Source organism: Candidatus Frankia alpina, assembly GCF_902806485.1.
GTDB classification, from domain to species: domain Bacteria; phylum Actinomycetota; class Actinomycetes; order Frankiales; family Frankiaceae; genus Frankia; species Frankia alpina.
Genome location: NZ_CADCWT010000526.1, coordinates 1 through 773, shown reverse-complemented (window position 1 = coordinate 773; position 773 = coordinate 1). Strand labels below are relative to the sequence as shown.

The window sequence follows — 773 nt, the reverse complement described above, 5'->3', positions numbered from 1 at the left end:
TCGCCGGAATCTGCCGTCCAGGTGAACACCAACCCGGCTGTTCAGGTGGACACCCAGGGGGACACCCCGTCAGCAGGGGCGAACACCCAGGTGAACACCCCTGCTGTTCGCCTGGACCCGGCCGCGGCCCGCGCCGCGATCGTGGCCGCCTACCGGGAAGGCCTGAGCGTCCGGCAGGCCGCCGCCCGGGCCACCCGCTCCCACCCGGATCCAGGCGGTGTACACGGAACTCGCCCAGTCGGCCTGCGGGCAGCGCCCCGCCGACGCGGCCTAACCCCCCGCCGGGCGGCCGGCCGGGCGGACCAGTGGCCCCAAACCGGAGGAGCAGGACAGACGTGATCACCTGAAAAGGCGACAGCCCAGAGGCACACAACCTCTGGGCTGTCCTTACGGATCTCCCGTATCCATCGCCGGTCCTGAGACCGATCGTGCGCTCCCTGCCAGGGGAGGCGCGACTCCCATGGTGCCCGTCAACTCGCCGGCCGTCAGGCCCGAGTGGGTGGCATCGGCCTCACCGGATCGGCATGAGCCCCGAAGGGCCACTCATGCACCCCGATCTGCTACCCCCCGTCTCCCTTGCGCATCGGCTGGACCTGCGCCGGGCCGCCCGGTACTACGCCGGCCTGGGCTGGCCCGTGGTCCCCATCGCCCCACCCGGCGCCCCGGTGGCCCGGCCGGGCAAGCAGCCGCTGCTCCGGGACTGGCCGGCCGCGGCCAGCACCGCCGTCGGGCAGATCCGGGCCTGGTGGCGCCAGTGGCCGGACGCGAACATT

Annotated in this window: 2 protein-coding genes; both read left to right on the top strand. The window is 73.4% G+C overall.

The features are described from left to right. Nucleotides 1–339: hypothetical protein (locus G6R25_RS24335; protein ID WP_205447445.1), on the top strand; the 339-nt coding region annotated here is incomplete at its 5' end. Nucleotides 340–524: 185 nt separating this feature from the next. Beyond that, nucleotides 525–773 (top strand): bifunctional DNA primase/polymerase (locus G6R25_RS24330; protein WP_163554689.1); only part of this gene is annotated, 249 nt, incomplete at its 3' end.